We start from the raw sequence: 12,553 nt of genomic DNA on the forward strand, positions 1-12,553 counted from the left end.
CTCCTGCAGGATGAGATCGGCTCGCTTCCGATCAGGCCTCGATGACCACCGGGACGATCATCGGGCGGCGGCGGATGCGCGTGCCGACCCAGCGGCCGACCGTGCGGCGCACGACCTGCTGGTACTGGTGCTGGTCGCGCACGCCCTGCTCCCCCGCCTCGGCGAGCGCCTTGACGATCTTCGGGCGGATCTCGTCGAAGACCTTGTCGTCCTCGGCGAAGCCGCGGGCGTGGATCTCCGGCCCCACGATGACCTTGCCGGTCTGCGGCTCCAGCGCGATGAAGATGGAGATGAAGCCCTCCTCGGCGAGGATCCGGCGGTCCTTGAGGTCGGCCTCGTCGATGCGGCCGACGGAGGAGCCGTCGACGTAGACGAACCCGATCTCGACCTGGCCGGCCACGCGGATCCGGTGGTCCTTGAGGTCCCAGACCGTGCCGTTCTCGCCCACGAACGCGCGCTCGCGCGGCACGCCGGTGTCGATCGCGAGCTGCGCCGCCGCGTGCAGGTGGCGGTACTCGCCGTGCACCGGGATGACGTTCGCGGGTCCGAGGATGTTGTAGCAGTAGAGCAGCTCGCCAGCGGACGCGTGGCCGGAGACGTGCACCTTCGCCGAGCCCTTGTGCACGACCTTCGCGCCGAGCTGCATGAGCCCGTTGATGATGCGGAAGACCGCGTTCTCGTTGCCCGGGATGAGGCTCGAGGCGAGGATGACGGTGTCGTCCGCCCCGACCTCGATGCGGTGCTCGCCGTTCACGATGCGGCTCAGCACGGCCATCGGCTCGCCCTGCGAGCCGGTCGACATGTAGACGACCTCGCGCGGCGGCAGGTTCTCGGCACGCTTCTGCTCGATGACGACGCCGTCCGGCACCTTGAGGTAGCCGAGCTCGGCGGCGATGCCCATGTTGCGCACCATCGAACGGCCGACGAACGCCACCTTCCGGCCGTTCTCGGCCGCGGCGTCCAGCACCTGCTGCACGCGGTGCACGTGGCTCGAGAACGAGGCGACGACGACGAGGCCGGTGGTCTTGGCGATCACCTGCGAGATGACCGGGCCGATCTCGCGCTCTGGCGCGGTGAAGCCCGGCACGTCGGCGTTCGTCGAGTCGACCAGGAACGCGTCGACGCCCTCCTCGCCGAGCCGCGCGAACGCGCGCAGGTCGGTGATGCGGTCGTCGAGCGGCAGCTGGTCCATCTTGAAGTCGCCGGTGTGGAGCACGAGCCCTGCACGCGTGCGGATCGCGACCGCGAGCGCGTCGGGGATGGAGTGGTTCACCGCGATGAACTCGGTCTCGAACGGGCCGAGCTGCTCGATCTGGCCCTCGCGCACCGTGTGCGTGTAGGGCTTGATGCGGTGCTCCTTGAGCTTCGCCTCGATGAGGGCGAGCGTCAGCTGCGAGCCGAGCAGGGGGATGTCGGCCTTGAGGCGCAGCAGGTAGGGCACGGCGCCGATGTGGTCCTCGTGGCCGTGCGTGAGCACGACGCCGACGACGTCGTCGAGGCGGTCGCGGATCGGTCCGAAGTCGGGCAGGATCAGGTCGACGCCGGGCTGGTGCTCCTCGGGGAAGAGCACGCCGCAGTCGACGATGAGCAGCTTGCCGTCGAGCTCGTAGACCGTCATGTTGCGGCCGACCTCGCCGAGGCCGCCGAGCGGGAGGATGCGGAGCGTGCCTGCCTCGAGCGGGGCAGGCTGGGTGATGGCCGTCAATGGCCCTCCTTCGTATGGAGCCCGCCGTGCGGCGAGCGGATGTGGTGGGGTGCGCACGCCGGGCGCGCTGTGGTCTGCGGGGCGGAGCCTCCGGGCTATCGCGTGGTGCCGTGCACCTTGGGGAGCGCCCCGCCGGCGGCCGCGTTGCGGTCCGGGCGGAAGCGGCTGAGGTCGAGGCCGTCGACGCCCCGGACGAGGGCGATCTCGTCCTCGATGAGCGCGGCCTCGGTGTCCTCGGGGCCGACGAGCGGCAGGCGCACGCGCGGGCTGCCGATGCGGCCGAGGCCGTGGAGGATGTACTTGCTGGCGACCGTGCCGGGCACGTGCGTCATGGTGGCGCGCACGAGCGGCTCGAGCGCCTTGTGCTGCTCCTGCGCCGTGTGCAGATCGCCCGCGTTGACCGCGTCGATCATGGTGCGGTACGGGCGCGGGGCGATGTTGGCGGTCACGCCGATGAGGCCTGAGGCGCCGATCGCGAGGTGCGGCAGCACGTTCGCGTCGTCGCCCGAGAAGTAGAGCAGGTCGGTCTGGTTGAGCACGCGGCTCACCTCGGCGAAGTCGCCCTTGGCGTCCTTCACGGCGAGGATGTTCGGGTGCTTCGCGGCGCGGACGAGCGTCTCGAAGCGGATCGGGATGCCGGACCGGCCGGGGATGTCGTACAGGATGACCGGCAGGTCGGTCGCGTCGGCGATCATCCGGAAGTGCGTGAGGATGCCCGACTGCGTCGGCTTGTTGTAGTACGGCGTCACGATCATCACGCCGTCGGCGCCCGCGAGCTCCGCCTGGCGGTAGAGGTCCACCGCGTGCGCGGTCTCGTTCGAGCCGCCGCCCTGGATGATCTTCGCCCGGTCCCCCGCGACGGCCTTCGCCACCTCGACGAGCCGGATCTTCTCGGGGTCGGTGAGCGTCGAGGTCTCGCCGGTGGTGCCGGAGACGACGATGCCGTCGGCGCCGTTCGTCACGACGTCGTCGATGAGCCGCTCGACGTCGTCCCAGGCGACCTCGCCGTCGACGCCCATCGGCGTCACGAGCGCGACGAGCACCTGGCCGAAGGGATTGGCATTCACCCTGCCAGGGTATCGCGCCGTGCGTGCGGCGCTCTCGGGGCCGTTGCAGAGATGCAGGAAACGCAATTCTGCAACATCGTTCGCATGCGACACTGGTAGCAGATCATGCGCAGGCTGCACATCGCCGCAAGCGCAGGATCACCGCACCATCGCCTCAGCATCAAGGACAGCCATGCGCGCCCTCGTCTCCATCGCCGCCGCGTTCGCCCTCGTGGTCGCCGGTCTCACCACCGCTGCCGCTCCTGCCGAGGCGGTGACGACCGAGCGCTATGCCGGTGCGGACCGCTACGCGACGAGCGTCGCCATCTCGCGCGCCACGAACGCCGGCACCACGGTGTTCCTCGCCAACGGCGAGAAGTTCCCCGACGCGCTCGCCGCCGGCCCGGTCGCGGCCGCAGAGCGGGCGCACCTGCTGCTCACCGCGCCGGGCCGACTCCCGGCCATCGTGGCCGAGCGCATCGGCGAGCTCCGGCCGACCGAGATCGTGGTCGTCGGCTCGGAGGCCTCCGTCTCGGCCGCCGTCGCCACGCAGGCGGCAGGCATCAGCGGCGCGCGCATCAGCCGCATCGGCGGCGTGGACCGCGTCGACACGTCGCTGCGGCTGCTCGACCGGCTCGCGTCGCGCGGCGCGGTCAGCACCGTCTGGGTCGCCTCCGGCTTCGACTTCCCCGACGCGCTCGTGGCGGCATCCGTCGCCGGACGGGCACGAGCGGCGGTCGTGCTCGACCACCACGCCTCCGACGCCGCGTCGGCACAGGCGTGGGTCGACCGCGTGCGCCCCGCGGTCACCGGCAGGCACGTGCGGATCGCGGGCGGCGAGCCCTCGGTGAGCGCTGCCGACGCGCAGGCCCTCCGCGGCGCCGGCACCGCATCCGTCACGCGCTACGCCGGGCAGGACCGCTACACGACCGCCCGCATCATCAACGACGCGTTCGCCGCGACCCCCGCCGAGCCGACGATGCTGCTCACCACGGGCAGCAACTTCCCCGACGCCCTCTCGGGGGCCGTGCACGCCTCGCTGCGCGGCGTGCCCATGTACCTGACGACCGGCACGTGCAACGCGGCGATCGCCGACATGCTGCAGGGCGAGGCGACCCAGCGCGGCATCACCCGCGTCATCGGCCTCGGCACTGCGACCACGATCAGCAACGCGTCGCTGTCGCTCGGGCCGTGCCCCCGCACGCTCGCGGACGAGGTCGGCGATGCGTACGGCAGGTTCGCCGCCCGCTCCTACAGCGGCACCGGCGACCGGGTGATCGACCTCGGCGCGGGCATCCCGTTCGCCCAGATCCGCGCGAGCATGCCGAGCGCCGGGATGAACCAGATCGGCGCGCTCGACGCCGGCCAGCAGCTCGTCGACCTGCCGCTGTCGATCACGGGCGCCTACGCGGGCACGGCGCTGCTCGCGGTGGACAGCCGCGACACGCCTGCCCGCTTCCTCGAGGTGACGTCGGACGGCTCGTGGACGATCCAGGTGAGCGACCTCACGAGCGCGCCGGTGCTGACCGGCTCGGCGAGCGGCAGCACGGACGCCGTGTACCTGTACGGCGGCGTCGCCCGCACGGTCGAGGCGAGCGGCAGCGGTGCCTCGTTCTTCGGCGTGCGCGAGGTCGCCGGCCCCTACGCGTCGCAGGAGTGGCCGTTCTCGGCGTGCTGCGAGCCGTTCACCACCTCGGGCCACCTGCGCGCGGGCCCCTCGGTGCTCGGCGTCATGGCCGAGGACTCCTGGACGCTCAGGTTCCGGTGATCTGCGCGGCCCGCTCGAGCGTGCGGTAGGCGTAGCGGAGGCCGGTGCGGCTGACGTGCCACCCCTCGGCCGGGTCGCGCGCGACCTCGCGCCACGAGGCATCCGCGACGGGCGCGGTCGTGTCGCCGGATGCGTCGAGGTCGATGTCGGTGACCTCGAGCCGGTCGGCGCGGTCGAGGGCGTCGCGATAGACGCGACCGCCGCCGATGATCCACACCTCGTCGTCGATCAAGCGCGCGGCCTCGAGTGCGTCGTCGAGGCTCCGCACGATGCGGGCACCTGGCGCGACGTAGTCGTGGTCGGAGGTGATGACGATGTTGTCGCGGTCCGGCAGCGGGCGGAAGCGCTCCGGGAACGACTCCCAGGTGCGGCGGCCCATCACGACCGGGTGCCCCGTGGTGATCGCCTTGAAGCGCGCCATGTCCTCCGGCAGCCGCCAGGGCATGTCGCCCTCGTCGCCGATCACGCCGTCGCGCGCCTGCGCCCAGATCATGCCGAGTGTCACGAGCTCCACCGTACGCGAGGGCGCCTCGGCGCTTCGTGACCGAACCGTGATCCGATCCGGCAGAGTTTCCGCATCCGCACGCTTAGAGTCTTCCTCAGCATCCCTCGCCGTACCGCTGCGGCGCTCAAGAACGGACACCGCATGCGTCTGCTGCTCTCCCTGCTCGCGACCGTCAGCCTCCTCGCGGTGAGCGTCACCGCGTCGGCGCCGCCCGCCGCAGCCGTCCCCGCATCCCGCATCGCCGGGGCGGACCGCTTCGCGACGAGCGTCGAGATCTCGAGGCAGACCCCGTCTCCCGGCAGCGTCGTCTACCTGGCCTCCGGCCTGTCGTTCCCCGACGCGCTCGCAGCTGGGCCGGTCGCCGCAGCCGAGGGCGGGCACCTCCTGCTGACGCGACCCGACGCCGTCGACGCGTCGGTGATGACGCGCCTCACGGAGCTGCAGCCGGAGGAGATCGTGCTGGTGGGGTCCGCGGCGACGGTGCGGGAGAGCGTGCGTGCGCAGCTCGCCGACGAGTTCCCCGACACCGCCATCACGCGGATCGGCGGCTCCGACCGCGTCCACACCTCCCTGCTGCTGCTCGATCGGCTCGCCGCGAGCGGGCCGGTCAGCGAGGTCTGGGTCGTCTCGGGCTGGAACTTCCCCGACGCCCTCGTCGCGGCCTCGGTCGCCGGCGCCACGAGCGGCGCGGTCGTGCTCGACTGGCACGGCACCGACCCCGCGAGCGTGCGCGGCTGGGGCGAGCGCGTCGCCCCGTACGTGGATGGCGTGTTCGTCTCGATCGCCGGTGGCGCGCCGTCGGTGAGCGACGAGGACGAATCGCTGCTCGCAGAGCTCGGCGCCGTCGACATCGTGCGGCACGCGGGCATGGACCGCTACGACACCGCCCGCCTCATCAACGACGCGTATGCCGTCGACGGGAGCGTCACGTCGATGCTGGTGGCGACCGGCGAGAACTTCCCGGACGCGCTCGCCGGCGCCGTGCTCGCGGCCACCACGGGCATGCCGCTGTACCTCTCCCCCGGCAGCTGCCACCCGGCGATCACGCCGATGCTCGGCGCGGAAGCCGCCGAGCACGGGCTGACATCGGTGATCGGGCTCGGCAGCGCAGCCACCATCGAGGACCGCGCGCTCGCGCTCGAGCCGTGCGCCTGATCCCGGTCGGCGCTCGACGGCGCTCGACCGTCGCGGTCACCGCCGTCCTCGGGCTCGTCGCGGCCGGCGTGGTCACCTCGGCCCCTGCCGCGGAGGCGGTCCCGACCTCGCGCATCGCTGGCTCCGACCGCTTCGCGACCAGCGTCGAGATCTCGCGGCAGACGCCGTTCACCGGTGACGTCGTCTACCTCGCCTCCGGCCTGTCGTTCCCCGATGCGCTCGCCGCCGGCCCCGTCGCCGCGGCGGAAGGCGGGCATCTGCTGCTCACGCGGCCGGACGCCGTCGACGCGGCGGTCATGGGTCGGATCGCCGAGCTGGCGCCGAGCGAGATCGTGCTCGTGGGCTCGGCGTCGACGGTGCGCGAGAGCGTGCGCGCTCAGCTCGCCCAGGCGTTCCCCGGCACGTCGATCGAGCGGATCGGCGGCACCGACCGCGTCGGCACCTCGCTGCTGCTCCTCGACCGGCTCGCCGAGTCGGGCGGCGTGAGCGAGGTCTGGGTGGTCTCGGGCTGGAACTTCCCGGACGCGCTCGTCGCCGCCTCCGTCGCGGGCGCGACCGGCGGCGCGATCGTGCTCGACTGGCACGGCACCGACGCTGCGAGCGTGCGGGGCTGGGCGGATCGGATCGAGCCGTACGTGAGCGGCATGCCTGTCTCGATCGCCGGCGGCACCCCATCGGTGAGCGCCGCGGACGAGGCGCTGCTCGGCGAGCTCGGTGCCGTCGACATCGTGCGCCACGCCGGCACCGACCGCTACGACACTGCTCGCCTCATCAACGATGCCTACGAGGTCGATGCGAACGTGCGCAGCATGCTGCTCGCGACGGGCGAGAACTTCCCGGACGCGCTGGCTGGCGCTGTCCAAGCTGCGAGCACGGGGATGCCGCTCTACCTCTCCCCGGGCCTCTGCCACCCGACGATCACGCCGATGCTCGCCTCGGAGGCGGTCGAGCGCGACATCATCGACGTCATCGGGCTCGGCAGCGCGGCCTCCGTGAGCGACCTCGCGCTCTCGCTCGGCACGTGCCCTGCACCGGACGCGACGCAGCGACTGTTCGCAGCCGAGTACGGCGTCTTCGACCCGATCCGGGTCAGCGGCAGCGGCAGCGGCATGGTCGCGATGCCGCCGCACGCCCGCGTCGGCGTCGTAGAGGTCGACAACTCGCGCTCGACCGGATCGCTGCGCGCGTGGACCGTCGCCGCCGACGGCAACCCGATCGAGCTCGTCGCCTCCCCGTCGGGCCCCGCGCGCTCGTTCGTCGAGCCGCACAGCAGGCCGTTCGGGCTCGGCGGCGGCCCAACGCCGACGCACCTCTACATCGAGACGTCGGGGCCGTGGACGGTGGAGGTCTACGACATGCGGAGCGTGCCCGTCGGCACCACGATCTTCCCCGGCCACGGCGACGCCGTGTGGCTCGCGGCGGGTGGCGCGCCGCAGGTGCACTACTTCTATGCCGGCGGCTCCCCCGAGGGCGGCTTCGAGGCGTGGTCGCACCGGCCGGCGAGCCTGGGCGGCGGCAGCACGCTCATCGCCTCCTCGGCGGGTGCGACGAACGGCACCGTCGCGGTGCCGGGCACCCGCGCGCTCGTGACCGTCCGCGCGTCCGGGCAGTGGACGCTGCGGCAGCGCTGACTAGACCGCGACGGGCGCCTTGATCGCCGGGTGGTGCTCGTAGCCGACGACCTCGAGGTCGTCGTACTCGACGTCGAGCACCGAGTCGCGGTGCGTCCGCAGCCGCAGGGTCGGCAGCGGGTACGGATCGCGCGAGAGCTGCTCGGTGACCTGCTCGACGTGGTTGTCGTAGATGTGGCAGTCGCCGCCGGTCCAGATGAGGTCGCCCACCTCGAGGCCGGTCTGCTCGGCGATCAGGTGCGTCAGCAGTGCGTAGCTCGCGATGTTGAACGGCACGCCGAGGAACATGTCGGCCGACCGCTGGTACAGCTGGCACGACAGCTTCCCGTCGGCGACGTAGAACTGGAAGAGCGCGTGGCAGGGCGCGAGCGCCATGCTCGGGATGTCGGCCGGGTTCCAGGCGGAGACGATCAGCCGGCGCGAGTCGGGGTTCCGCCGGATCTCGTCGATGACCTGCTGGATCTGGTCGATGGTCTCGCCGCCGGGCGTCGGCCACGAGCGCCACTGCACGCCGTAGACCGGGCCGAGCTCGCCATCCGCGTCGGCCCACTCGTCCCAGATCGTGACGCCCCGCTCCTGCAGCCAGCGCACGTTGGAGTCGCCGCGCAGGAACCAGAGCAGCTCGAGCGCGATCGACTTGAAGTGCACGCGCTTCGTGGTGATGAGGGGGAAGCCCTTGGACAGGTCGTAGCGCAGCTGGCGGCCGAACACCGAGCGCGTGCCGGTGCCGGTGCGGTCGCTCTTGTGCTCGCCGTGCGCGAGCACGTCGGAGAGGAGCTCCTCGTAGGGGTGCGCTCCGGGCTCGTTCGCGGTCATGATGCCTCCTGGCGTCCAGTCTTCCGCAGCCGCCGCAGCTGCCGGCGCAGGCCGAGGGATGTGCGGGCAGCGTGTCGCGCCCGGCGGCGGTCGCGCGCCGCGTCGTAGGCCATCGACAGCCGCAGCCACGACGCCCACGACTCCGGGTTCGCCTCGACGTCGGCCTTCGCGATGGGGAAGGCCTGCTCGGCGGCATCCTTGTCGGCGCGGCCCGATGGCGTACCGGGCAGCGGCGCGGGCATGCCGCCGGACGCCTCGAGCTCGGCGACGGCGCGCTCCAGCTGCACGCCGAACACGACCTCGCGGATGAGCGCCCAGGCGCCGGCGAGGAACGTCACCACCACGGCGACGCCGACGACGATCGCGAGCGGCTCGCCCGTGGCGATGAACCGCACGGCGCGGTCGCCTGCGACGACGACGTACAGCGCGAGCAGCGCCGCCATCGCGAGCGCGACCGACTTGCGGAGGCCGACGCGAGCGGCGGGCCGATCCGTCACGTCAGGCCCAGGAGGTCGTCGATGCCGACGGTCACGCCCGGTTGCCGCTCGGCGCGCAGCGCGAGCAGGATGCCGGCGCTGTAGGAGTCGCTGGACGTCGTGTCGTGCCGGATCGTGAGGGTCTCCCCCGTGCCGCCGAAGACGATCTCCTGGCGCGCGACGACGCCCGGCAGGCGGAGCGCGTGCACGGGCACGCCGGCGATGATCGTGCCGCGGCCGGGCTCGTCGGGCGTCGCGGGCCGGAAGCCGCGCACCGCGCCGATCGCCTCCGCCGTGCGGGTCGCGGTGCCGCTCGGGGCGTCGCGCTTGCGGTCGTGGTGCGCCTCGACGACCTCGACGGCGGTGAAGTGCCGGGCCGCGATCGTCGCGAGGTGCGTCTCGAGCACGCTGCCGAGCGAGAAGTTGGGCACGATGCGGATGCCATCCGCGCCGCGGTCCCGCAGGTCGCGGATGCGCTCCTGCGTCCATCCGCTCGTGCCGACGACGACGGGCACGCCCGCGTCGACGGCGGCGTCGACGAGCCGCTCGCTCGCATCGAGCACCGTCGCGTCGAAGATCGCGTCGAGTCCGGACAGGTCGAGGCCCTCGCGCACGTCGAGCTCGATCGGCTCGAGGTCGTCGGCCGCAGCCACCAGCCGCAGCGCGAGGGAGCCGAGCCTGCCGGTCGAGCCCGCGATGCCGATGCGCCTGGTGCCTGCCATGGCGTCAAGCCTACGGCCCCGCCCGCGCGGCCAGCGCGGGCGCGGACCGGTCGTAGGGTGGTCGGGTGGCTGTCACGATCGCACCCGAGGACCCCGCTTCCGCCGTCGCGCAGGCCCTGCTGCACGCCTACTTCTCCGACCGCGCGATCTCGTTCGTGGGCGGTGTCTACACGCCGAAGCCCGCGGACCCCGCGACGCTGCGCGCCCCCGAGGGCGCGTTCCTCGTCGCCTGGTCGGACGGCGAGCCGGTCGGCTGCGGCGCGCTGCGGCGGCTGTCGCCGGAGCGGTTCGAGGTCAAGCACCTCTACGTGGCACCGGCGGGCCGCGGCATGGGCACGGGCGCGTCGCTGCTCACCGCGCTCGAGGCGCGCGCGGTCGAGCTCGGTGCGACCGAGGTCGTGCTCGACACCAACAGCGCGCTGACGGCTGCGAACCGGCTCTACACGACCCGGGGCTACGCATCCGTGCCCGCGTACAACGACAACCCGAACGCGACGACCTGGTTCCGCAAGCCGCTCGCCTGAGCCCGCACCTCTGGCACAACGCAAGCCCGATCTACGATCGGCGCGCCGATCTCGGTGTGATCCCTCCGTCAGCCGCGCGAAGGGACCCGCGGGCTTGCGTTGTGCGGACGGTCGCGACCCGTCGGCCGGGGCGGGCTGGCCGGGCCGCTAGTAGGGCTGCGGGATGGGGAGGCCCGTGCGGTCCTCCGGCGGCAGGTGGCCGAGGTCGTTGTGCACGACGAGCTGCGGCGGCTTGCCGGAGCGCCGGCGGATGATCGTCAGGCCGCAGTTCGCCTGGTTGAGGCCCATCCACTGCCAGTGCGGCGACTGCATGACCTCGCGCACGAACCAGCCGATGACGAAGTTGTGGGTGATGAGCAGCTCGTTGACGTCGCCGCGCGACGGGCGCAGCCAGTGCTCCGCCGCGTCGTGCATCTGCGCGGCGCCCGCCTCGGCCTCCGCGGGCCGGATGCTCTTCAGGAACGACTGGAAGGGCAGCGGCGTGTCGGGCTCGAGCCCCGACGGGATGCAGTCGAGCAGCAGCGACGAGGGCTCGAACTCGACGGCCGGGAGCCGCTGCTGCATGATCGCGGCGGTCTCGGTCGCGCGCAGCAGCGGCGACGTCCAGGCGCTGTCGAAGTGCACGCCCGAGAGCCGCTGCGCGATGGCGTGGGCCTGCCGGACGCCGCGTGGCGAGAGCCTGCCGTCCTCGACGCCATGCTCTGCGTCGACCTGCTCCCCATGTCGTACGAGGTAGAGCAGGTGCGCCATCGTTCCTCCACTCGGCGCATCGATGCGCCGGTCCGTGCAGGGCGCGTCAGTGCCCTCGTGATCGTCATGGAGCGGCTGCGGCCGCTCCATCCACCCTAGCCGAGCCGGGGGACACGAGCTGGGCGTCGAGGCCCTCCGGCACCTGGCCGACGGCCGCGATCGAGCGGGATCCGGATGCCAGCTCGGCGGCGAGCGCGCGCACATCCGCGTCGGTGACGCGGTCGATCCGCTCGAGCGTCGCGTCGATGTCGAGGAACTCGCCGAGCGTCAGCTCCGCGCGGCCGAGCCGCGACATGCGCGTGTCGGAGTCCTCGAGCGCGAGGGCCGAGCCGCCCGCGAGCTGCCCCTTCGCGCGCCGCAGCTCCTCGTCGCTCGCGCCGTCGGCGAGCCGCTCGAGCTCGCCGAGCATGAGCTGCGCCACCTCGAGGGTCTTCCGCGGCGCGCACGCAGCCGCCATGCCCATGAGGCCGGCATCGGCGTAGCCGGATGCGTAGGAGTAGACCGAGTAGGCGAGGCCGCGCTTCTCGCGGATCTCCTGGAAGAGCCGCGACGACATGCCGGCGCCGAGCACGGCGTTGAGCACCGCCATCGCGCCGCGCCGGGGGTCGGTCGCGGTGAGGCCGGGCGTGCCGATCATGAGGCTCACCTGCTCGAGCGGGCGCTGCACGACGGTCAGTCCGCCGGCGGCGTAGGGCTGCGCCGCGCGGTCGCGCCGCGGCCTCGGGCTCGCTGCGTCGAGCGACCAGCCGTAGCGGACGAGCGCGAGCTGCAGCTGCTCGACGACCGCGTCGTGGTCGACGGCGCCCGCGACGGTGACGACGAGGTCGCCCGCCCCGTAGTGCTCGCGGTAGTGCTCGGCGACGCGGTCGCGCGAGACCTCGGTGATGGAGGCTGGCGTGCCGCCGATGGGCCGGCCGAGCGGTGCCTCGAGGCCGAGCACGAGCTCGCTCAGGCGCTCCCCCGCGACGTCGCCCGGGTCGTCGTCGGCCATCGCGAGCTCTTCGAGGATGACGTCGCGCTCGCGCTCGAACTCGTCGGGGTCGAGCAGCGACGACGTCACCATGTCGGCGAGCACGTCGACCGCCATCGGCAGGTCGCGGTCGCGCACCTTCGCGTAGTAGCAGGTGTGCTCCTTGGCGGTGAGCGCGTTGTGCTCGCCGCCCACCTCGTCGAAGGCCACCGCGATGTCGAACGCCGACCGCGTCGGCGTGCCCTTGAACAGCAGGTGCTCGAGGAAGTGCGTGGCGCCCCGCGCGTCGTCGCGCTCGTCGCGCGAGCCGACCGGCACCCAGAAGCCGACTGTCGCGCTCAGCGCCCCCGGCACGCGCTCCGTGAGCACGCGGACGCCGCTCGGCAGCACGCTGCGGCGCACGAGCGCACCGCCAGCTGCTGCGATGGCGATCTCAGGGGTCTCGAGCGGGAGCTGGACTGCGGGCATCCGTCCAGCCTAGGCGC

General features: G+C 72.7%; 12 protein-coding genes. 4 read left to right on the forward strand and 8 right to left on the reverse strand.

Annotation, left to right across the window (positions count from 1 at the left end; translation table 11 throughout):
- Nucleotides 1–31: 31 nt before the first annotated feature.
- Nucleotides 32–1,705, reverse strand: coding sequence for a ribonuclease J (locus tag ABIB37_RS00210; RefSeq protein WP_354255197.1), 1,674 nt, complete (start codon nt 1,703–1,705; stop codon nt 32–34).
- 95 nt (nt 1,706–1,800) lie between these two features.
- Nucleotides 1,801–2,772, reverse strand: a complete 972-nt coding sequence (gene dapA / locus ABIB37_RS00215) for a 4-hydroxy-tetrahydrodipicolinate synthase (protein ID WP_354255199.1) — start codon at nt 2,770–2,772, stop codon at nt 1,801–1,803.
- Nucleotides 2,773–2,944: 172 nt separating this feature from the next.
- Between dapA and ABIB37_RS00220 the strand changes: the two genes are divergently transcribed.
- Entirely contained in the window at nt 2,945–4,519 is a 1,575-nt protein-coding gene (locus tag ABIB37_RS00220) for a cell wall-binding repeat-containing protein (RefSeq protein WP_354255202.1), read from the forward strand.
- Here the strand turns inward: ABIB37_RS00220 and ABIB37_RS00225 are convergent.
- Nucleotides 4,506–5,024, reverse strand: coding sequence for a dihydrofolate reductase (locus ABIB37_RS00225; RefSeq protein ID WP_354255205.1), 519 nt, complete (start codon nt 5,022–5,024; stop codon nt 4,506–4,508). The genes ABIB37_RS00220 and ABIB37_RS00225 overlap by 14 nt on opposite strands.
- 141 nt (nt 5,025–5,165) lie before the next feature.
- On the opposite strand from ABIB37_RS00225, the gene ABIB37_RS00230 reads away from it, so the two are divergent.
- A complete protein-coding gene (locus ABIB37_RS00230; protein ID WP_354255208.1) occupies nt 5,166–6,179 on the forward strand; it encodes a cell wall-binding repeat-containing protein in 1,014 nt (337 codons plus the stop codon).
- Nucleotides 6,170–7,810, forward strand: coding sequence for a cell wall-binding repeat-containing protein (locus ABIB37_RS00235; RefSeq protein WP_354255211.1), 1,641 nt, complete (start codon nt 6,170–6,172; stop codon nt 7,808–7,810). The genes ABIB37_RS00230 and ABIB37_RS00235 overlap by 10 nt, the downstream gene beginning before the upstream one ends.
- Here the strand turns inward: ABIB37_RS00235 and ABIB37_RS00240 are convergent, their stop codons facing one another.
- From ABIB37_RS00240 to dapB, 3 genes are read right to left on the reverse strand one after another with little or no spacing between them, the layout of a single operon-like run.
- Nucleotides 7,811–8,626 carry a thymidylate synthase gene (locus ABIB37_RS00240; protein ID WP_354255214.1) on the reverse strand — a complete coding sequence of 272 codons (816 nt, stop codon included), beginning with the start codon at nt 8,624–8,626 and terminating at the stop codon, nt 7,811–7,813.
- Nucleotides 8,623–9,123, reverse strand: coding sequence for a hypothetical protein (locus ABIB37_RS00245; RefSeq protein ID WP_354255217.1), 501 nt, complete (start codon nt 9,121–9,123; stop codon nt 8,623–8,625). The genes ABIB37_RS00240 and ABIB37_RS00245 overlap by 4 nt, the downstream gene beginning before the upstream one ends.
- Nucleotides 9,120–9,824 (reverse strand): 4-hydroxy-tetrahydrodipicolinate reductase, encoded by a 705-nt coding sequence (gene dapB / locus ABIB37_RS00250; protein ID WP_354255219.1) that lies wholly within the window; start codon nt 9,822–9,824, stop codon nt 9,120–9,122. Before dapB ends, ABIB37_RS00245 begins: the two co-directional genes overlap by 4 nt.
- A gap of 65 nt (nt 9,825–9,889) precedes the next feature.
- Between dapB and ABIB37_RS00255 the strand changes: the two genes are divergently transcribed.
- Entirely contained in the window at nt 9,890–10,348 is a 459-nt protein-coding gene (locus ABIB37_RS00255) for a GNAT family N-acetyltransferase (RefSeq protein WP_354255222.1), read from the forward strand.
- Between the two features lie 147 nt (nt 10,349–10,495).
- On the opposite strand, the gene ABIB37_RS00260 is transcribed toward ABIB37_RS00255, so the two are convergent.
- Together ABIB37_RS00260 and ABIB37_RS00265 are read right to left on the reverse strand one after the other, a co-directional pair.
- Nucleotides 10,496–11,098 (reverse strand): histidine phosphatase family protein, encoded by a 603-nt coding sequence (locus ABIB37_RS00260; RefSeq protein ID WP_123697513.1) that lies wholly within the window; start codon nt 11,096–11,098, stop codon nt 10,496–10,498.
- 64 nt (nt 11,099–11,162) lie between these two features.
- Nucleotides 11,163–12,536, reverse strand: coding sequence for a M16 family metallopeptidase (locus ABIB37_RS00265; protein WP_354255225.1), 1,374 nt, complete (start codon nt 12,534–12,536; stop codon nt 11,163–11,165).
- Nucleotides 12,537–12,553: the final 17 nt, after the last annotated feature.

Source organism: Agrococcus sp. UYP10, from assembly GCF_040547205.1.
Lineage (GTDB): Bacteria > Actinomycetota > Actinomycetes > Actinomycetales > Microbacteriaceae > Agrococcus > Agrococcus jenensis.

Coding starts and splice junctions, on each gene's coding strand:
- dapB (WP_354255219.1), bottom strand. CDS start 9,824: ATGGCAGGCACCAGGCGCATCGGCATCGCGGGCTCGACCGGCAGGCTC.
- ABIB37_RS00220 (WP_354255202.1), top strand. CDS start 2,945: ATGCGCGCCCTCGTCTCCATCGCCGCCGCGTTCGCCCTCGTGGTCGCC.
- ABIB37_RS00240 (WP_354255214.1), bottom strand. CDS start 8,626: ATGACCGCGAACGAGCCCGGAGCGCACCCCTACGAGGAGCTCCTCTCC.
- ABIB37_RS00265 (WP_354255225.1), bottom strand. CDS start 12,536: ATGCCCGCAGTCCAGCTCCCGCTCGAGACCCCTGAGATCGCCATCGCA.
- ABIB37_RS00260 (WP_123697513.1), bottom strand. CDS start 11,098: ATGGCGCACCTGCTCTACCTCGTACGACATGGGGAGCAGGTCGACGCA.
- ABIB37_RS00230 (WP_354255208.1), top strand. CDS start 5,166: ATGCGTCTGCTGCTCTCCCTGCTCGCGACCGTCAGCCTCCTCGCGGTG.